The sequence below is a fragment of the Serratia sp. CY40230 genome (assembly GCF_052168835.1).
Classification (GTDB): Bacteria; Pseudomonadota; Gammaproteobacteria; order Enterobacterales; family Enterobacteriaceae; genus Serratia; species Serratia nematodiphila.
Genome location: NZ_JBJNLX010000001.1, coordinates 1,407,477 through 1,426,471 on the forward strand (window position 1 = coordinate 1,407,477; position 18,995 = coordinate 1,426,471).

An 18,995-nucleotide genomic window follows, 5' to 3' on the forward strand; every position below is an offset into this window, starting at 1 on the left:
ATGCCCGTTAGCGGGAGAAGGGGCGGATGCCGCCGCCGAATTCCGGCTGCGCGCTGACGTACAACAGCAGCCCGGCGGCCAGCAGGATCAGGCCACCGGCCAGCGCCAGCGAACCCCAGGCCACCGCGCTCCAGGCGGCGGGCGCGCGCGAACGGCTGAGGCGCACCGCCAGCCGGCGGCTGTAATGCACCAGCAGCGCCAGCATGGAGATGGTCAACGATGTGCCGAACGCCATCGCCAGCGCGGAGAGCACGCCCCAGCCAAACACGCCGATCACCTTGGAAAACAGCAGCACCAAAATCGCCCCCGAACAGGGACGCATGCCCATCGCCAGCACGATGGCGGCCTGAGTGCGCCAGTCGCTTCCCGCCTGCAGCTCGCTGTCGCTCGGCAGATGCCGGTGGCCGCAGCCGCAGTCGGCGCTGTGCACATGATCCGCCGCCAGCGGCGTCAGGCTGTTGATGCGCAGCGCCGGCGCCGGGCGCATCGCCTTGATCGCCGTAAACAGACGTTTCAGCGCGCGCCAGCTCAGCAGCACGCCAAGCAGCATCACCAGAATAAAACTGCCCTTCTCCAGCCAAAAGCTGCTTTGGTGCAGCTGGCGCGAAGAGAGCTGCAACACCACCAGCATCAACGTGACCAGCGCGATCGCCACCAGCCCCTGCACCAGCGAAGCGGCGAAGGTCAGCTTCAGGCTGCTTTTCAGCCGCGCCGGGTGGGTGGCCAGATAGGTGGCGATCACCACTTTACCGTGGCCGGGCCCAAGCGCATGCAAAACGCCATAACCGAGGCTGAACAGCATCAGCGCCAGCCCGGCCTGCTGCGGCGCGGCCTTCACCTGCTGCAACAGCCCCGCCATCTGTTGATGCAGCGCTTTTTGCCATACCACGCTCTGCATCAGCAGCTGCGGCCAGTAGTGCCACGCCAGCAGCGCGGCGGCCGTCAGCGCCAGCGTGAACGGCAGCAGCGGCCACAGGCCAAAGGCCCAATGGTGTCGGCTTGTCGTCGGCGGCGAGAAATTTAGCGACATTGCAGCGTCACCCGCTGGGCAAACTGTTGCCCCAGCGCCAGGTCTTCGCCGGGCGAGTCGTTCTTGTCGAGCGACAGCGCATAGGCCTGCAGCGACGCATTCGGCTTCGGCGTCATCAGCTTGTAGCTGCACAGCTGCGCCATCTCCGGCGGCAGATGCAGCGCATTTTGGTCTTTATAGGTCATATCCACGAAATAAGTCGGATCGTAAGTAGAAAGTTGAAACGGCTTACCCGCCAACGGCTGCGGCTCGGCCAACGGCAGCACGAACTCCAGCACCGCCTGGTTGCCCTGGCGCGACAGGTGATATTCGCTGGGCAAGTTCAGGTATTTCACCGGTTTGCCGTCGCGGTAAAGATCGGTGAAATAGTGCTGCCCCAGCACATTGGCCATCACTTCCGCCGCCAGCTTTTTCCACACTTCCGAATCGCTCTTGGCGTTTTTCGCATCGTAGAGCAGATCCGCCGAGGTAATTTCATCCATCACCCACACCATTTTCAGGCCAACCAGCCGCTGGTCTTTGGCGACGAAGGTGGTGTTCATGTCGATAAAGCTGTGCGGATGAGCGATCGCACCGGCGCTGAACACGGCGCCAAAGGCAGCCAAAAGTCGACGTAACTTCATCATTATCCTGCCTTACCTGCATTTGTTATAACGTAACACAAATAACTGCCGAACGGTCCGCCGCTCCCGGCGATATTTGTGACGAAAGTTGTAAGCCGAAGTAAAAGCCGCGCTGTCATCCTGACGTTACAAAGCCTTTTGCTATGCTTAGGCATAATCGCAACCTTTTATGCCGGAAGGTGATAATGAGCCTGGACACCTCTCCCGTGCCCGAGCTCTCCGGACAACAACGGCGCTGTCATCTGCTGCTGATGCTGTACACGCCGGAGCCCGAGTTACAGCTGGAGACCTTAAGCCGAATCAATGGCGTAGCCCCCCCGATAACCCGGCAAGATATAGCCGAGGTGGCCAGTGAAATCCAGCGTTTCCATCATCTGGAGATCGCCGTCGATCCCGACCATGGCTACCAACTGCGGGGCAGCGCGCTCGACCAACGCCTGTGCCTGATCCATTGGCTGCGGCGGGCCCTGCGCTGCAGCCCGCAGTTCGTCGAAAGCGACTTCGCCCCGCGGCTGGCGCTGGCGGCCGATGCCGGGTCGGCGTCGCAGCTGGCTCAAGTGATAGATGCCTGCGAGCCGCTGCTCAACCGCCACTTCGACGCGCGCGACCGCCAATTCCTGCAGCATTATCTGCTCTACTGCGCCAGGCAAAATCGCCTGCAGCAGCATCCGCGTTTCGACGCCGTTCAGCGCGACTGGCTGCGGCAAAAGCCGGAACAGCAAGCCGCCGCCTGGCTGCATCAGGCCTGCAACCGGCTGTTTAACCAGCCGCCGCACGCGGACGAGCGCGATTTTTTGGCGCTGACCTTCACCCTGTTGAAAAATCACAGCTACCACAGCAATGACTCGGCGCAAGAGCAGAGATTGATGGCGGCGATCGGCAGCATGGTCGAGCGTTTCCAGCAACTTTCAGGCATGGCCTTCAGCAGCAAGGCCGAGCTGGTCAGCCAGCTGTTCGCCCACCTGGCGCCGGCGCTGGAGCGCTGCCGTTTCGCCATCGGCATCGACAATATGCTGCTGGAAGACGTGGTGCGCAAATACCCGCGGCTGATGCGCACCACACAGGAAGCGCTGATACCGCTGGAGCAGGAGTACGGCGTGCATTTTTCCAACGAGGAGGCGGGCCTGGTGGCCATCAGCTTCGGCGCCTGGCTGATGCAGGACAACGCGCTGCAGGAAAAACAGGTGCTGCTGCTGACGCTGGACAATCCGCAGCTGGAAGAGGAAGTGGAATATCAGATCCGCGAGCTCACGCTGCTGCCGCTGAACATCAAGTATCTGCCGCTGAGCGACTATCTGAGCGGCGGAGCGCCGCAGGGCGTCACGCTGGTGATCACCCCCTACGCGGCGGTGCACAGCGCTCCGCACCCGCCGCTGATCTACACCGAGCTGCCGCTGGAAACCCGGCAGCGCCAGGCCATCCGCGCGCTGCTGGAAGCGCCTTAATCAACGGCTGACGCTGACCGCCGGCGGCCGGATGAACAAGGCCGGCGCCGCGACCGCCGCCATCACCCAGAACACTCCGCCCTGCCAATGTTCGAACAGGAACCCGGCGATCACCGTCATGACGGCGATACCGCCGCCCATCGCCAACGCCGAATACACCGCCTGCAGCCGGATCACCTCTTGCCCCTGGCGCGCGGCGATAAAGCGCATCGCCGCCAGATGGCAGACGGTGAAGGTGCCGCAGTGCAGGATTTGGATCAGCAGCAGCCAACCCAGCTCGGTGCTGTAGGCCATCAGGCTCCAGCGCAACACGCCGCAGCAGGCGGAGAGCAACAGCAGGTTGCGCGCATTCCAGCGGCGGAACAGCACGTTGCTGCTGGCGAAAATAATCACCTCCGCCACCACGCCCAGCGACCACAGATAACCGATGGTCGAGGCCGAATAGCCCGCCTCCTGCCAGTAAATGGAGCCGAAGCTGTAGTAGCCGGCGTGCGCCCCCTGCAGCAGCGTGACGCACAGCAGGAAGCGCCACACCGGCCCCTCTTTCAGCAGTGCCCACAGCGAGCGCTCGGCTTCGCTGTGCGTGCGCGCTTCGCCCTGCGGCATGACGCTCGGCTTCAGCAGCATGCCCAGCAGCATCGCCAGCACGCTGAGGATCAGGCTGTAAAGAATGGCGTTATGGCCCCACACCGCCACCAGCTGCCCGGTCAGCGCCGAGCCGATGACGAACGCCAGCGAGCCCCACAGCCGCACCCGGCCGTAGTCCATGCGGATCTGCTTTTGCCAGGTGGCGGCCAGCGCGTCGGTCAATGGCACCAGCGGCGAGAAGAACAGGTTGAACCCCGCTATCACCAGCATCAGCCAGCCCCAGCCGTTGCCGAAGCAGAAGCCAACCGCGAAAGCCAGGGTCAGCAGCGCCAGCAGGCGCAAGGCGGAGACCAGATGAGAGGGATCTTTAACGCGGGGAGCAATCAGTAAACTGCCGAGGAAGCGGGCCACCAAACCGGCGCCGAGCAACATGCCGATGGTTTCGGGCGCGATGCCCTCGCCTTTCAGCCACACGCCCCAGAACGGTAAGAAGATGCCGTAGGAAAAGAAGTAGGTGAAATAACTGAGCGCGAGCCAACGCGTGGATTGCAGAACCATGATCCCTCCGGTGTGAGGGCAATACTTTGACAGAGCTCACACCGGCCCGCAATCTTCATTCCACTTCAATGCGTTAGAGTGCCAGACAGCTCACAGTTTGCCGCAAGCGGCCATAAAAAAACCCGCCGCAGCGGGTTTTGTCAGGCAAAAGCGGGATTAGGCGTAAACCGGCAGGCGGGCGCAGATATCCAGCACTTTCTTCTTGGTGCGTTCGATGGTGGCTTCATCGTTGATGTTGTCCAGCACATCACAGATCCAACCGGCCAGTTCGCGCACGTCGGCTTCTTTGAAGCCGCGACGGGTCACGGCCGGGGTGCCGATACGCACGCCGGAGGTGACGAACGGGCTCTTCGGATCGTTCGGCACGCTGTTTTTGTTGACGGTGATGTTAGCGCGGCCCAGGGCGGCGTCAGCTTCTTTACCGGTCAGGTTTTTGTCGACCAGATCCAGCAGGAACAGGTGGTTATGGGTGCCGCCGGAGACCACTTTATAGCCGCGCTGCAGGAACACTTCCACCATCGCCTTGGCGTTGACCGCCACTTGCTGCTGGTAAACCTTGAACTCAGGCTCCATCGCTTCTTTCAGCGCCACCGCCTTGCCGGCGATCACGTGCATCAGCGGGCCGCCCTGGCCGCCAGGGAACACGGCGGAGTTCAGCTTCTTGTACAGCTCTTCGTCGCCGCCCTTCGCCAGGATCAGGCCGCCGCGCGGGCCCGCCAGGGTTTTGTGGGTGGTGGTGGTGACGATGTGCGCGTGCGGTACCGGGTTCGGGTACACGCCGGCGGCGATCAGGCCGGCCACGTGCGCCATGTCGACGAACAGATAAGCGCCGATGCTGTCGGCGATTTCGCGCATTTTGGCCCAGTCAACCACGCCGGAGTAGGCGGAGAAGCCGCCGATGATCATTTTCGGCTTGTGGGTTTGCGCCTGTTTGGCCAGATCGTCATAGTCGATTTGACCTTTGTCGTCGATGCCGTAAGGCACCACGTTATACAGTTTACCGGACAGGTTAACCGGGGAACCGTGGGTCAGGTGGCCGCCGTGCGCCAGGTTCATGCCCAGAATGGTGTCGCCCGGCTGCAGCAGCGCGGTGTACACGGCGAAGTTAGCCTGGGAGCCGGAGTGCGGCTGCACGTTGGCGTAATCGGCGCCGAACAATTCTTTGGCGCGGTCGATAGCCAGCTGCTCAACGATATCCACGTATTCGCAGCCGCCATAGTAACGCTTGCCCGGATAGCCTTCAGCGTATTTGTTGGTCAGCTGGGAACCCTGAGCCTGCATTACGCGCGGGCTGGTGTAGTTCTCAGACGCGATCAGCTCGATGTGCTCTTCCTGACGCACCACTTCCTGCTCCATGGCACGCCACAGTTCCGCATCGTAATCGGCAATGTTCATTTCACGCTTTAACATCCGGCATCTCCTGACTTAAATCAGCTAACTAAAAAATCACCAAATAACTACCCGTTTGGGGTCTGGGCCACAGTGTAAACCGTTTCGCCCTACCGAAGATAGGTCTTGACAGAGGTTTTTACGCAAACGATTGGCATAAGGCGGCGCAAGGCTTTGATCCGCGAAACGCTGCCGTTTATCAACGGACATTTCCTCATGCGAACAATGCGCTTTTTTCATGTTCTGTGAGCGCGATCGACGCCCGAAGAACACCGCAACGAAAACAAGGGTATTTACAAGCGGCGTGGAACCCAATAAGATGCATTTAAAATACATCATTAAAATTCTCGTCAAGATCCCAACCCAAGGAGCGCTCCCATGCTGGATAGCCAAACCATCGCCACCGTGAAATCCACCATCCCCCTGCTGGCAGCAACCGGGCCGAAGCTGACCGCCCACTTTTACGATCGCATGTTCGCCCACAACCCGGAATTGAAAGACATTTTCAATATGAGCAATCAGCGCAACGGCGATCAGCGTCAGGCGCTGTTCGACGCCATCTGCGCCTATGCCGCCAACATCGAGAACCTGGCGGCGCTGCTGCCGGCGGTGGAACGCATCGCGCAGAAGCACACCAGCTTCAATATCCAGCCGGAGCAATACCAAATCGTCGGCGGCCACCTGCTGGCGACGCTGGACGAAATGTTCAGCCCGGGTCAGGAAGTGTTGGACGCCTGGGGCAAAGCCTACGGCGTACTGGCCAACGTGTTTATTCAGCGTGAAGAGCAGATTTATCAGCAGAGCGAAACCGACAACGGCGGCTGGCGCGATCTGCGCGCGTTCCGCATCCTGAAGAAACAGCCGCAGAGCGACGTGATCTGCAGCTTCGTGCTGGCGCCGGTGGACGGCGGCCGGGTGGCGGACTTCAAACCGGGGCAATACCTGGCGGTCTACATCAAGCACGACAGCCTGGAGCATCAGGAAATTCGCCAGTACTCGCTGACCACCTCGCCGAACGGCGAGTTCTACCGCATCGCGGTGAAGCGTGAAGATCAGGGTAAAGTGTCCAACTACCTGCACCAGCAGGCGCAGGAAGGCGACGTGATCGACATCGCCCCGCCGCACGGCGACTTCTTCCTCGACGTGACGCCGACCACGCCGGTGGCGCTGATCTCCGCCGGCGTCGGCCAAACCCCAATGCTCGGTATGCTCAACAGCCTGCACGACAGCCAACATCAGGCACAGGTCCACTGGCTGCACGCGGCGGAAAACGGCAGCGTGCACGCCTTTGCCGATGAAGTGGCGGATATTGCCGGGCGCATGCCGAATCTGAGCCGCCATGTGTGGTACCGCGAGCCGGGCGCCGATGACGTGGAAGGCCGCGACTACCACAGCCGCGGATTGATGGATTTGAGCGCGCTGCAAGGCAGCCTGGCCGATCCGCAAATGCACTATTACTTCTGCGGCCCGGTAGCCTTCATGCAGTTCGTGGGCAAACAACTGCTGGAGATGGGCGTAGAGGCCGAACGCATCCACTACGAATGCTTCGGCCCGCATAAGGTGCTGTAATGCTTGCGGAGCGCGGCCGTCAGACCGCGCTCCCCCTTCATTTCTCCTGCAGTTGGCGCGCGTCCTGCACCTGCTGCACCGTCACCGGCGCCGCCTGGTTGCCCCAGCTTCCCCGCAGATAGCTCATCAGATCGGCCGCTTGACGATCGTTCAACGCCCAGCCATAAGCCGGCATGTCGAACGCCATCGCCCGTTGCGTGATCGGCGTATGCGCCCCTTCCAGCACCACCCGCAGCGCGGTCAGCGGATTATCCGCCGTTACCGTGGCATTGCCCGCCAGCGCCGGAATGGCGAAGTCGGTGCCCTCCCCCTTATTGCCGTGGCAGGTCGAGCAGTACATTGCATAGGTCGCCTTGCCACCCGAATTATCCGCCTGCGCAGCAGATGAGGCAGGTTTGGCGGCGGTGTCCGGCGCCAGGCTGCGCAGGTACACCGCGATGGCGTTCAGATCGCCGTCGCTGAGGTACTGCGTGCTGTGGGTCACCACCTCGCTCATTGGCCCGGCGACCGCCGCATGGCGGCTGCGGCCGGTTTTCAGCAGCGCCGTCACCTCTTCCGGCGGCAGGCCGCGCAGATTGGAGGCGTACCAGCCGTCCAGCTCGGCGCCGCTCAGGAACACCGGCTCCTTACCGTCCAGGCCCTTCTCCTGCATCGCCCAGCCGCGCGGCGTGTGGCAGCTGCCGCAATGGCCTGCGCCTTGCACCAGATAGGCGCCGCGGTTCCACTCGGCGCTTTGCTGCGGATCCGCCTGATACGGCTGGTCGTCGTGGAACAGCGAGTTCCACACCGCCAGCGGCCAGCGCATCGACAGCGGCCAAGTGATATCGCTGTCGCGGTTGGCGACGTTCTGCGCCGGCACCTCGTTCATCAGATAGTCATACAGCGCGCGCATGTCTTCCGTGCTCATTTTGGCGTACGAGGTGTACGGCATCGCCGGATAAAGCCGGTGACCGTCTTTGGCGATCCCCTGACGCATGGCGCGATCGAACTCTTCGAATGAGTAAGCGCCGATGCCGTGCAGCTTGTCCGGCGTGATGTTGGTGGCGTAGATAGCCCCGAGCGGCGTCGGGAACTTCATGCCGCCCGCCAATTCGGCGCCGCCCGGCGCGGTATGGCAGGCGGTGCAGTCACCGGCTTTGGCGACGTATTCCCCGGCCGACATCGCCTGGGCCGAGCCGCCGGCGGCCAGCAGGCTCAACAGGTACAGCGAACGCAGACTCATGCTCCCTCCTTGGCGGCAACCTTGCCGTAGGCCAGTTCGTTAACCGCGCGCCACGCCTGATCGATCGCCGAGTTGGCGTACGGGCTCCAGTCGGCATCGGAGTTGGCGATAGCGATCTTGCCGATCGGCTGCCGCGCCGTTTCGATGATTTTCTTGGCTTCGTCTTCGTCGTCAAACAACCCATTGAGGAAGTAAGAGTAACCGTGCGACCAGCGGTTGACGGTGATCGCCTGAATGTCGCGCTGATGATCGAAACCGGCCTCGCCCAGCATGCCCTGCAGCTGTTCGCGGATCATCTGCTCGTGCACTTCGAACGGCGTGCCCAGCAGCAGCGCGCGCCCCTTGCGCGACTGTTCGCGCGTGCTGAGGCCGCTGCCCGGCAGCGTCGGCACATACACCATATGCAGGCCGATCGGCCGATCCGGATCGCGCGGGTGCTGATAGCCGCCCATGCTCACCGGATAATCCAGCTTCACGCGGCTGTACGGCGCGGCCGGCGAATAGACCTCGTGCACGCCCAGCTTGATGAACGGCTGCCAGTTGCGGATCACCACCTTGCTGTACACCAGCGGCGCCTTGACGTTCTGCTTCAGCGCCTCCTGCTGCTCGTGCGCCATCTCCGGCACCAGATACGGGATCATCATGTTGTAGCCGGCCATCACCACCTGCCCGGCGCGCACTTTGGTCATCTTCTCGCCGGTCATGTAGGTGACTTCCACCTTGTCGCCGACGTTGGCCGCGTGCAGTCCGGTGCTGTTCAAACGCAGCTTCACCGGCGACTCCGGCCGATCGAGCTGGCTGTAGTCGAATTTAGCCAGCACCACATCGTTCATGTCCTTGCCGGCCGGCGCCACCGCCGGGATCAGTTGGCGCACCATCAGGCGCGCCAGCGTGGCGTTGCCGTCCGGGAAGTGGAACACGTAAGGATCGTCGAGATCTGCCTGCGACTCTTCGTCCAGCGGCGGCAGATTCATGCCGTTCAGGCCCGGCAGATCGCAAATGCGCGCATCGCTGCACGAGGTGCCATCGATGCCCACCGCCTGGAAATCGTTGGTGGTCTGCTGGAAATAACGGATCGCCAGCTCGCTCAGGCCCACCTTCTCGCGCAGGAACTGGGTGTAGCTGTGGGTGTCGAGCCAGTCGACCTTCTGCTCCAGCGTCATCTCCGGCAGATAATCCTTCTCCACCGTGTGCAACGCGATCAGCGCCTGGCGATCGCTTTCCGGCAGCGGGAAATCGCCGATGAACGCTTCATAAGAGCGGCCGTTGAGGCGATCGCGCGGGATGTCGTCCGCCACCGTGCGGCCCGGATCGCCGCTCACCACCTTGTCGACGCCGAAGTTCTTGCGATCGAAGTAAACGCCGCGGCTCAAATTCAAATCCGGGTAGAAGGTGGTGTCGAAAGCCTGTTCCAGTTGGTCGATATCGACGCCGAGCTTGCGCAGCAGCCCCATCGCCACCGGGCTGAAGTTGGAGCGCGGCGACTGCAGCGATTCGCTGCCGCCGTAGCCGAGCAGCATGCCGTCGTCGCTGTTGAACTCGTTGCGCTTGGCGTGGCCGCCGAAGTCGTCGTGGTTGTCGATCAAAAGAATGCGCTGCTGCTCGCCCTTCAGCTGCTGCCAGAAACAGGCGGCCGCCAGCCCGCTGATGCCGGCGCCCACCACCACCAGATCGAACTCTTCAACGGCGGGCACGCTGCCGAAATCAAAGGTTTTGCCGTCGCGCCCCAGCTGATGCGCATGCTCGAACGAGCCCGGATGGTTACCCCGCAGCCCGGTCAGCGCCGGCGGGTAGTACAGGGTTTGATTGGCGGTTTGTGGTGACGCGCGCAGGATTTGCAGCGGCGTCAACCCGGCGGCGATGGTGATCGCCACCCCGTTGAGAAAATCGCGTCTGGTGATACCCATATAGGCTTCCTTTCAATTTTTATTATCATCGGCCGGCCGGGGCCGGCCCAAAGGCCGCGCTATTGTGCGGATAATTATTGTAAAATCAATGTTTGAACATCACATGACGAATGGCCGTGTAATCCTCCAGCCCGTACATCGACATATCCTTGCCGTAGCCGGACAGTTTCTGGCCGCCGTGCGGCATCTCGCTCACCAGCATGAAGTGGGTGTTCACCCAGGTGCAGCCGTATTGCAGGCGGGCGCTCAAGCGATGCGCGCGGCCCACGTCGCGGGTCCACACGGACGACGCCAGCCCGTAATTGGATTCGTTCGCCCAGGCCAGTACCTGCTCTTCGTCGTCAAACGGCGTCACCGTCACCACCGGGCCGAACACTTCGCGCTGCACGATCTCATCGTCCTGGCGCGCGCCGGCCAGCAGCGTCGGCTGGAAATAGTATCCCGGCCCCTTCACCTTCTCGCCGCCGGTCACTACCTGCACGTGCGGCAACGCTTTGGCTCGCTCGACAAAACCGGCCACCCGCTCCAGATGCTGGGCGGTAATCAACGGCCCCAGCTCGGTGGTCTCGTCGTCCGGCGCGCCGATCTTCAGGCTGGCCACCGCCTCGCCCAGCCGCTTCACCAGCTCGGGATAAATGCTTTTCTGCGCGTAGATGCGGCAGGCGGCGGTGCAATCCTGGCCGGCGTTGTAAAAACCAAAGCCGCGAATGCCGTCCACCACCTGCTGCAGATCGGCGTCGTCGAACACCAGCACCGGTGCCTTGCCGCCCAGCTCCATATGGGTGCGCTTAATGCCGGCGGCGGTGTGGGCGATGATGTGCTCGCCGGTGGCGATCGACCCGGTCAGCGACACCATGCGCACCTTGTCATGCCCGGTCAGCCGATCGCCGACGCTGGCGCCGCGCCCGAACAGCACGTTGAGCACGCCCGGCGGGAACAGCCCCGCGGCCAGTTCGGCCAATTTGAAGGTGGTCAGCGGCGTCTGCTCCGAAGGCTTGATCACCACGCAGTTGCCCGCCGCCAAGGCCGGCGCCAGTTTCCAGGCCGCCATCATCAGCGGATAGTTCCACGGCGCGATCGAGGCCACCACGCCGAGCGGATCGCGGCGGATCATCGAGGTGTGCCCGGCCAGATACTCACCGGCCGCCATGCCGGTCAGGCAGCGGCTGGCGCCGGCGAAGAAGCGAAACACGTCGGCCACCGCCGGCAGCTCGTCGTTCAGCACGCAGTGATAAGGCTTGCCGCAGTTGAGCGACTCCAGCCTGGCGAAGGTCTCGGCATGCTCGTCGATCAGATCCGCCAGCTTGAGCAGATGCTCGGCGCGCTCCTTCGGCGTGGTTTGCCCCCAGGCGGCGAACGCGGCGTCCGCCGCCAGCACCGCGCGATCGACCTGCTCCGGGCTGGCCTCCGCCACCTGCGCGATCACTTCGCCGGTCGCCGGGTTATACACCGGCTGGGTCGCGCCCTGGCCATTCACCAGTTGGCCGTCAATCAACAGTTGGCTTTGCATAGGGTTATCCTTTTGTCAGAGGTCGGGTAAGGAAATTATTTGCCGCTGCCGGCGACGCTTTCCCCACCTTTGGTCAGGTAGTAAGCGCCGAGGATCGGTAGCATGGTCAACAGCATCACCGACAGCGCCACCACGTTGGTGATCGGCACGTCGCGCGGGCGACCGAGCTGGTTCAGCAGCCACAGCGGCAGCGTGCGCTCGTGGCTGGCGGTAAAGGTGGTCACGATGATTTCATCGAACGACAGCGCAAACGCCAGCATGCCGCCGGCCAGCAGCGCCGAGCCGAGGTTCGGCAAGATCACGTAACGGAAGGTTTGCCAGCCGTCGGCGCCGAGATCCATCGAAGCCTCGATCAGGCTGTACGAGGTGCGGCGGAACCGGGCGATGACGTTGTTGAACACGATCACCACGCAGAACGTCGCATGGCCGACGACGATGGTCAGGATGCCCGGCTCGATGTTCAGCGCCTTGAACGCCGCCAGCAGCGCCAGGCCGGTGACGATCCCCGGCAGCGCGATCGGCAGCAGCAGCAACAGCGAAATGCTGTCTTTGCCGAAGAAATCGCGCCGATACAGCGCCGCCGCCGCCAGGGTGCCGAGCACCAGCGCGATGGCGGTCGCCAGGCAGGCGATCTGCGCCGACAGCAGCACCGCATCGAGGATGTCCTGCCGCCCGGCGGCAACGTTGAACCAGTGCAGCGTAAAGCCCTTCGGCGGAAAGCTGAAGGCCGCGTCTTCGGTGTTGAAGGCATAGATGGCGATGATCGCCAACGGGAAATGCAGGAAGACAAGTCCGCCCCAGGCGGCCAGCTTCAGCCCTAAGGGCGCGCGTTCAGAGTGCATCGAAAGCCCCCAGACGTTTGACGATGGAAAGGTAGATGGCGATCAGGACGATCGGCACCAGCGTAAAGGCCGCGGCCATCGGCATATTGCCGATCGCGCCCTGCTGGGCATAGACCATGCTGCCGATGAAATAGCCCGGCGGCCCCACCAGCTGCGGCACGATAAAGTCGCCCAGCGTCAGCGAAAAGGTGAAGATCGATCCGGCCGCGATGCCCGGCACCGCCAGCGGCAAAATGACGTGGCGGAAGGTCTGCGCCGGCCGCGCACCCAGATCCGCCGAGGCATGCAGCAGCGAGGGCGGCAGGCGCTCCAGCGCCGCCTGGATCGGCAGGATCATGAACGGCAGCCAGATATAAACGAACACCAGAAAACGCCCCAGCCCCGAGGTCGACAGCGTATTGCCGCCGACGCCGGGCACCGTCAGCAGCGAAGCCAACAGCGGCTCCAGCCCCAGGTGCTGCAGGAACCACTGCGCCACGCCGTCTTTCGCCAGCAGCAGAGTCCAGGCATAGGCTTTGACGATATAGCTGGCCCACATCGGCATCATCACCGCGATGTAAAAGAACGCCTTGACGCGGCCGCTGGTGTAGCGCGCCATGTAATAGGCGATCGGGAACGCCAGTACCGCGCTGGCCAGCGACACCAGCACCGCCATGGTCAGCGTGCGCAGGATGATGTCGTAGTTGGCCGGGTTGAACAGCGCCGCCAGGTTGGCGAAGGTCAGATCCGGCGTCACCGCCATGGTGAAATCGTCGAAGGTGTAAAAACCCTGCCACAGCAGCGTCAGCAGCGAGCCGAGGTACACCGCACCGAACCACAGCAGCGGCGGCACCAGCAGTAACAGCAGATACAGCGTCGGCCGGCGATAGAGCCAGGTCGACAGCGCGCGCACGCTACCGCCGCGCGCCGGGGGGGAATCGATGCTCATGTCCATCTCACCTCTCCTCCAGCAGTGGCACCATCGCCGCGCGCGGCCAGCAGGCGACGATCGGCTGGCCGATCTGCCGCTGTTGCCCTTCGGCGATCCACTGTGGATTGGCCTGGCTGACCAGCAGCTTTTCGCCGCCGTTCAGCGCGATCTCATAGCGCGTGGCCGCGCCCTGGTAGTGGATTTCCTGCAGCGTGCCCTGCACCTGGATTTCGTCCTGCGCCGCGCCGCCTTGCTCCAGCAGGCGAATATGCTCCGGCCGGATCGAGAAGGTTCGGCTTTCGCCGAGCAGACGCTGCGCCAGTTCGCTGCGCACCACGTTGGAGGTGCCGACGAACTCGGCGACGAACGGCGTCTTCGGCCGCATGTAAAGCTCGCGCGGCGTATCCACCTGCTCGATGCGGCCGTTATTGAATACCGCCACCCGATCGGACATCGACAGCGCTTCGCTTTGATCGTGGGTGACGAAGATAAAGGTGATGCCCAGCTGGCGCTGCAGCTTCTTCAGTTCGCCCTGCATCTGCTCGCGCAGCTTGAGATCCAGTGCGCCGAGCGGTTCGTCCAGCAGCAGCACCCGTGGCCGGTTGACCAGCGCGCGCGCCAGCGCCACGCGCTGCCGCTGGCCGCCCGACAGGTGCGCCGGCTTGCGTTCGGCGACGAAACCGAGCGCCACGCTCTCCAGCGCCTCTTGCGCCCGCGCCAGCCGCTCGCGTTTGGCGACGCCCTTCACCATCAGGCCGTAGGCGACGTTTTCCAGCACCGACATGTGCGGAAACAGCGCGTAATCCTGAAACACGGTATTCACGTCGCGCTGGTAAGGCGGCAGGTTGGCGGCTTCCTGGCCGTGAATGCGAATCGAGCCGGAAGTGAGCTGTTCAAAGCCGGCGATCAGGCGCAGGCAGGTGGTTTTGCCCGAGCCGGACGGCCCGAGCATGGAGAAGAATTCCCCGTCCTGAATGTCGATGGATACCCGATCCACGGCGCGAACATCGCCGAAAGTCCGCGAAACATCGATGAATTGCACGGCAATGGTCATTTTCTGTGCTCCATTCTGATGTAATTCGGGCGCAGCGGGCTGCGCCCCGCGGCTTAGCGGCCGCCCATGATGGCGATGTAATCCTGGGTCCAGCGGCTGTACGGCACGAACTTGCCGCCCTGCGCCTGTGGCGTTTTCCAGAAGGCGATTTTGTCGAACTGGTTGAAACCGTTGGTTTCGCAACCCTTCTCACCCAGCAGCGCGCTGGCCTTGCAGCCCGCCGGCGAAGCCGGCACCGACCCGAACCAGGCCGCCACATCGCCCTGCACCTTCGGCTCCAGCGACCAGTTCATCCACTGGTAGGCGCAGCTCGGGTGTTTGGCGTCGCTGTGCAACATGGTGGTATCCGCCCAGCCGGTCACGCCCTCTTTCGGGAACACGGTGGCGATCGGCTGCCCTTCGCCCTTCAGGGCGTTGGCCTGATACGGCCAGGCGCTGGAGGCCACCACGCCTTCGTTTTTAAAGTCGCTCATCTGCACCGAGGTATCGTGCCAGTAGCGGTGGATCAGCGCGTGCTGGCTGCGCAGCAGCTTCAGCGCCGCCTGATACTGCTCTTCGTTGAGCTGGTAAGGATCGCTGATGCCGAGCTGCGGCTGGGTGGCCTTCAGGAACAGCGCCGCGTCGGCGATGTAGATCGGGCCGTCGTAAGCCTGCACCCGGCCCTGGTTGCTCTTGCCGTCCGGCAGGTTCTGCTGCTGGAAGATCACCGCCCAGCTGTCCGGCGGCGTCGGGAAGGTTTTGGTGTTGTACATCAGCAGGTTCGGACCCCACTGGTACGGCGTGCCGTAGGTTTTGCCGTCCACGGTGTACCAGGCGCCGTTCAGCAGGCGCGGATCGATGTTCTTCCAGTTCGGGATCAGCGCGGTGTTGATCGGCTGCACCCGCTTGCCGAAGATCAGGCGCAGCGAGGCGTCGCCGGAGGCGGTCACCAGATCGTAGCCGCCCTTGGCCATCAGGCTGACCATTTCATCGGAGGTGGCGGCGGTCTTCACGTTCACCGCGCAGCCGGTTTGCTTCTCAAACTGGGTGACCCAGTCGTAGTTTTTGTCGGACTGGCCGCGTTCGATGTAGCCGGGCCAGGCGATGATGTCCAGCCGGCCTTCGCCTTTGCCCAGCGACTGCGGCAGATCGGCCGCCTGGGCCAGGCCGCACAGCACGGTGAGGCAGAGCGCGGAGACGGTGGTGGTGACTGCGGTAGTTTTTCCCATCGTAATTACCCCTGTGTTGCTTATCGGTATGCGGCAGGGAACGGCTGCCGCCTGATTTTTCTTGATATAACCGTTAGAAGCTGGCTTTGAACTTCGCCATTACGTGCCTGACAACGCTGTAATCCTGCAGCGAATCGCTGGACAGATCCTTGCCGTAGCCGGAGCGTTTCAGGCCGCCGTGCGGCATTTCGCTCGCCAAGGTGAAATGGGTGTTGATCCAGGTGCTGCCGTACTGCAGATGGGCGGCAATGTGCAGCGCCCGATCGATATTTTGCGTCCACACCGACGAGGCCAGCCCGTATTCCGAGTCGTTGGCCCACGCGACCGCCTGCTCCAGGTGCTCGAAGCGCGTGACGCTGACCACCGGGCCGAACACCTCGCGCTGCACGATCTCGTCGCTTTGCAGGCAACCCGCCAGCAGGGTCGGCTGGTAGTAGAACCCCGGCCCGGAGTGCGCCGCGGCGCCGGTGATCAATTCGATATGCGGTTGGCTGAGCGCCCGCTCGACAAAGCTGGCGACGCGATCGCGCTGGCGGGCACTTATCAACGGGCCGATCTCGTTGTCCTGATCGCGCTTGCGGGCGAAGCGCAGGCTGGCGACCGCTTCGCCCAGCGCGTCCACCAGTTTGGGATAGATGCCGGCCTGCGCGTAGATGCGGCAGGCGGCGGTGCAGTCCTGGCCGGCGTTGTAATAGCCATAGGTGCGAATGCCGTTGACCACCTCGTCGAGATCGGCGTCGTCGCAAACGATCACCGGCGCCTTGCCCCCCAGCTCCAGATGGGTGCGCTTGACGCTTTTGGCCGCCGCCTGGAGGATTTTTTGCCCGGTGACGATATCGCCGGTGACCGACACCAGCCGCACCTGCGGGTGCCCCACCAGCTGGCTGCCGACCCCTTCACCGCCGCCATAGACGATGTTCAGCACGCCCGGCGGCAGGATCTCCTGCAGCGCCGGCACCAGCGCCAAAATGGTCAGCGGCGTATGTTCGGAGGGTTTAAACACCACGGTATTGCCCGCCGCCAACGCCGGCGCGATCTTCCACGCCGCCATCATCAGCGGATAGTTCCAGGGGGCGATCGAGGCCACCACGCCAATGGGATCGCGGCGGATCATCGAGGTGTGGCCCGGCACATACTCACCGGCCAGTTGCCCTTGCTGCGTACGCACCGCGCCGGCAAAGAAGCGGAACACGTCGACCGCCGCCGGCAGATCGTCATTAAGCGCCTGATGCAGCGGTTTGCCGCAGTTGAGGGCCTCCAGCTGCGCCAGCTGCGGCGCCTGCCGCTCAATGGCGTCGGCGATGCGCAGCAACAGCGTGGCGCGCTGGGCCGGCGTAGTGCGCGACCAATGGCCAAACGCCTGCTGCGCGGCTTTCACCGCGCTGCCGACCTGCGCCGCAGAGGCTTCGGTCAGGGCGATCAGCGTCTCGCCGTTGGCAGGATTGACGATGCACTCCTGCTGGCCTTCGCCGTCGATAAGCTGACCGTTAATGAACTGCTGACAGGGCAAACCTGAGAGAACCTGCACATCCGCCATCGCCTGACACCCCTAAGTGACAAAAACGTTAACCAAATGTGAATAAGTTAGTTTTAATCAGCCTAAGCGAGCCTCTGGCGGGCAACAAATTCTAAATACTGAACGCCGCGTTCGATTAAATCGAATGCTTAAGCCCGGCGGCGTGTTTGCTGCCGTTCTCGCGCGCGATGGTGAGGAACGGCGTCACCAGCTCCGGCCGCGCGCTGCCGCGCCGCCATGCCAACCCGATATCCAGCGGCTCCAGCAAATCGTCCAGCTTGCGCGCCTCGATCATGTTGCCCTCCAGCGACCAGGCGCGGTACGCCATGTCCGGCTGGATGGAGACCCCCATCCCCGCCGCCACCAGGCTGCGCACCGCCTCGGTCGAGGCGGTCTTCATGGCGATCTCCGGCTTCAGCCCGGCGCGCGCCCAGATGCGCCGCGCGTGCACGTCCATTTCATCGGCGTTGAGCTGGATCAGCGGCTGTTTGGCCACGTCCGCCAGGCTGATGCTCTCGTGCTCCAGCAGCGGGTGCAGCGGCGGCAGCCACAGACGATACGGCGAGTGCATCAGCACCTCGGTCTGCAGCGCGTCGCGGTCCTCGATGTTCGACAGGATCAGCACGCCGATGTCGATCTCGCCGCTGACCAGCAGATGCTCGATATACGGGCGCTCGTCTTCAACCACCTGCACGGTGACGTTGGGATAGGCCGATTTAAAGCGCGTGAGCAACTCCACCAGGAAGTAACCGGCCACCAGGCTGGTGACGCCGACGGTCAGCTTGCCGGTCAGGCTTTCGGTGCCGATCTGCAGGCTGCGCTTGGCATTGTCCACCGTCGCCAGGATCAGATACGACTGACGCAAAAACTGGTGCCCCTGATGGGTCAGCGTCATGCCCTTGGCGTGGCGATCGAACAGCCGCACGCCGATCTCGGTTTCCAGCTGCTGGATCGCCAGCGTCAGCGAAGACTGGGAGACAAACACCGCCTGGGCGCCGGCGGAGATCGACCCGGTTTCCGCCACGGCGATGAAGTGGCGGATTTGGCGTAACGTCATCATGGAGGTGATTCCTCAAGCAAAAACATTGCGTTGAGTGTAGACGCCGGCCGTGAAGCGATCGGGAAAAGTGTCAAAAACGCGATAGCGTTCGCTTTTTTAGAATGCCCGCAGGCAAAAATGGGGGAAACGGCGAGGCGAAGAAGTGTGATGTACGGGGAGCAGAAATGACAAGGGCGCAGCATGCTGCGCCCTGATGGCCGATGATCCTGCTGAGGATCAGATCGCTTCTTCGTCCTGCTCGCCGGTACGGATACGCACCACGCGCGCCACGTCGAAGACGAAGATTTTGCCGTCGCCGATCTTGCCGGTCTGCGCGGTTTGCATAATGGTTTCCACGCAGGTGTCGACGATGTCGTCGGCAACCACGATCTCGATCTTCACCTTAGGCAGAAAATCGACCATGTATTCGGCGCCGCGGTACAGCTCGGTGTGGCCCTTCTGGCGGCCGAAGCCTTTGACTTCGGTGACTGTCATGCCGGTGATGCCCACTTCGGCCAGCGCTTCGCGGACGTCATCCAGTTTGAACGGCTTGATAATCGCGTCGATCTTTTTCATCTTCTTTCC

16 protein-coding genes are annotated in these 18,995 nt (G+C 62.9%); 2 read left to right on the plus strand and 14 right to left on the minus strand.

Annotated features, from left to right (window positions below; translation table 11 throughout):
- Window positions 1-7: 7 nt before the first annotated feature.
- The gene (locus tag ACJ8IJ_RS06635; RefSeq protein ID WP_442518372.1) at window positions 8-1,030 is read right to left on the minus strand and encodes a nickel/cobalt transporter; all 1,023 of its coding nucleotides are present in this window, start codon (window positions 1,028-1,030) and stop codon (window positions 8-10) included.
- Window positions 1,021-1,656: a DUF1007 family protein gene (locus ACJ8IJ_RS06640; protein ID WP_442518373.1), complete on the minus strand. Its 636-nt coding sequence runs from the start codon at window positions 1,654-1,656 to the stop codon at window positions 1,021-1,023. The genes ACJ8IJ_RS06635 and ACJ8IJ_RS06640 overlap by 10 nt, the downstream gene beginning before the upstream one ends.
- 182 nt (window positions 1,657-1,838) lie before the next feature.
- On the opposite strand from ACJ8IJ_RS06640, the gene csiE reads away from it, so the two are divergent.
- Window positions 1,839-3,098 carry a stationary phase inducible protein CsiE gene (csiE, locus tag ACJ8IJ_RS06645; RefSeq protein WP_442518374.1) on the plus strand — a complete coding sequence of 420 codons (1,260 nt, stop codon included), beginning with the start codon at window positions 1,839-1,841 and terminating at the stop codon, window positions 3,096-3,098.
- Here the strand turns inward: csiE and ACJ8IJ_RS06650 are convergent, their stop codons facing one another.
- Window positions 3,099-4,244, minus strand: coding sequence for a 3-phenylpropionate MFS transporter (locus ACJ8IJ_RS06650; protein ID WP_440484483.1), 1,146 nt, complete (start codon window positions 4,242-4,244; stop codon window positions 3,099-3,101).
- 156 nt (window positions 4,245-4,400) lie between these two features.
- Window positions 4,401-5,654 carry a serine hydroxymethyltransferase gene (gene glyA, locus ACJ8IJ_RS06655; RefSeq protein ID WP_004941389.1) on the minus strand — a complete coding sequence of 418 codons (1,254 nt, stop codon included), beginning with the start codon at window positions 5,652-5,654 and terminating at the stop codon, window positions 4,401-4,403.
- A gap of 357 nt (window positions 5,655-6,011) precedes the next feature.
- Between glyA and hmpA the strand changes: the two genes are divergently transcribed.
- Window positions 6,012-7,202: an NO-inducible flavohemoprotein gene (hmpA, locus tag ACJ8IJ_RS06660; protein WP_060445257.1), complete on the plus strand. Its 1,191-nt coding sequence runs from the start codon at window positions 6,012-6,014 to the stop codon at window positions 7,200-7,202.
- A gap of 37 nt (window positions 7,203-7,239) precedes the next feature.
- Here hmpA and ACJ8IJ_RS06665 read toward each other — a convergent pair whose 3' ends face one another.
- The 10 genes from ACJ8IJ_RS06665 to glnB all read right to left on the minus strand — a co-directional run bounded on the left by ACJ8IJ_RS06665 (window position 7,240) and on the right by glnB (window position 18,986).
- Window positions 7,240-8,424 carry a c-type cytochrome gene (locus tag ACJ8IJ_RS06665; protein WP_442518375.1) on the minus strand — a complete coding sequence of 395 codons (1,185 nt, stop codon included), beginning with the start codon at window positions 8,422-8,424 and terminating at the stop codon, window positions 7,240-7,242.
- The gene (locus tag ACJ8IJ_RS06670) at window positions 8,421-10,331 is read right to left on the minus strand and encodes an NAD(P)/FAD-dependent oxidoreductase (RefSeq protein WP_049299985.1); all 1,911 of its coding nucleotides are present in this window, start codon (window positions 10,329-10,331) and stop codon (window positions 8,421-8,423) included. The genes ACJ8IJ_RS06665 and ACJ8IJ_RS06670 overlap by 4 nt, the downstream gene beginning before the upstream one ends.
- Before the next feature lie 85 nt (window positions 10,332-10,416).
- On the minus strand, window positions 10,417-11,841 hold the full coding sequence (gene patD / locus ACJ8IJ_RS06675) for an aminobutyraldehyde dehydrogenase (protein WP_033632318.1): 1,425 nt from the start codon (window positions 11,839-11,841) through the stop codon (window positions 10,417-10,419).
- 35 nt (window positions 11,842-11,876) lie between these two features.
- Complete coding sequence (locus ACJ8IJ_RS06680; protein ID WP_442518376.1) at window positions 11,877-12,683, minus strand: ABC transporter permease; 807 nt, start codon at window positions 12,681-12,683, stop codon at window positions 11,877-11,879.
- Window positions 12,673-13,617, minus strand: a complete 945-nt coding sequence (locus tag ACJ8IJ_RS06685; RefSeq protein ID WP_021504515.1) for an ABC transporter permease — start codon at window positions 13,615-13,617, stop codon at window positions 12,673-12,675. The genes ACJ8IJ_RS06680 and ACJ8IJ_RS06685 overlap by 11 nt, the downstream gene beginning before the upstream one ends.
- Before the next feature lies 1 nt (window position 13,618).
- The gene (locus ACJ8IJ_RS06690) at window positions 13,619-14,647 is read right to left on the minus strand and encodes an ABC transporter ATP-binding protein (RefSeq protein WP_015378790.1); all 1,029 of its coding nucleotides are present in this window, start codon (window positions 14,645-14,647) and stop codon (window positions 13,619-13,621) included.
- A 53-nt stretch (window positions 14,648-14,700) separates the two neighbouring features.
- Window positions 14,701-15,855 carry a putative ABC transporter substrate-binding protein YdcS gene (gene ydcS / locus ACJ8IJ_RS06695; protein WP_033639608.1) on the minus strand — a complete coding sequence of 385 codons (1,155 nt, stop codon included), beginning with the start codon at window positions 15,853-15,855 and terminating at the stop codon, window positions 14,701-14,703.
- Window positions 15,856-15,928: 73 nt separating this feature from the next.
- Window positions 15,929-17,392 carry a gamma-aminobutyraldehyde dehydrogenase gene (locus ACJ8IJ_RS06700; protein ID WP_442518377.1) on the minus strand — a complete coding sequence of 488 codons (1,464 nt, stop codon included), beginning with the start codon at window positions 17,390-17,392 and terminating at the stop codon, window positions 15,929-15,931.
- A 115-nt stretch (window positions 17,393-17,507) separates the two neighbouring features.
- Window positions 17,508-18,431, minus strand: coding sequence for a LysR substrate-binding domain-containing protein (locus tag ACJ8IJ_RS06705; protein ID WP_004941365.1), 924 nt, complete (start codon window positions 18,429-18,431; stop codon window positions 17,508-17,510).
- Window positions 18,432-18,647: 216 nt separating this feature from the next.
- The gene (gene glnB, locus ACJ8IJ_RS06710) at window positions 18,648-18,986 is read right to left on the minus strand and encodes a nitrogen regulatory protein P-II (RefSeq protein ID WP_004847623.1); all 339 of its coding nucleotides are present in this window, start codon (window positions 18,984-18,986) and stop codon (window positions 18,648-18,650) included.
- Window positions 18,987-18,995 lie beyond the last annotated feature (9 nt).